The sequence below is a fragment of the Vibrio sp. 811 genome (assembly GCF_033339195.1).
This window is the reverse complement of record NZ_JAWOUB010000909.1, coordinates 1-527: the sequence shown is the minus strand read 5'-3', so window position 1 is coordinate 527 and position 527 is coordinate 1. Positions and strand designations below refer to the sequence as shown.

The window sequence follows — 527 nt, the reverse complement described above, 5'->3', positions numbered from 1 at the left end:
TTCTTCGCCATTTATCGATGGTTACCCATACATTACGACAGAAGAGCATTTTGTTACTGGTGTCGTGAGCGCTGTTACTAGCGGTTTGACGAAAGGCTTCTACCTGCAAGCTATCGAGAACGATAACAACGATAAGACGTCAGAAGGTCTATTTATTCATACGAACGCCGCAGATACCGAGCTAAAGCCTGGTGACGTAGTTTGTGTGAAAGGTAAGGTTCAGGAGTACTACAGCAATACTCAGCTTTCTTCTGACGCAACCAGCTATGTAAAAACTGGCACGTCAGACATTTCATTGGTGACGCCGCTTGTGATCAAAGAAGGCGAAACTTTGCGTGATGCATTAGAGCGCCATGAAGGGATGCAAGTGACGCTGAACTCAGCCAGTGATTTGTTTGTTACTCGTAACTTCTCTTACGATTACGATTCAAAACGTAACAACATGATGTTGTCGCACCAAGCTCCGCTCTTTAAGCCAACTCAGCTTCACGCAGCAAACAGTGCAGAAGCCGTTGCGCTAGCAAAAC

1 pseudogene is annotated in these 527 nt (G+C 45.7%); it reads left to right on the top strand.

Annotation, left to right across the window (positions count from 1 at the left end):
- Window positions 1-527, top strand: a pseudogene (locus R7Q46_RS30070) (nuclease); the annotation flags it as partial.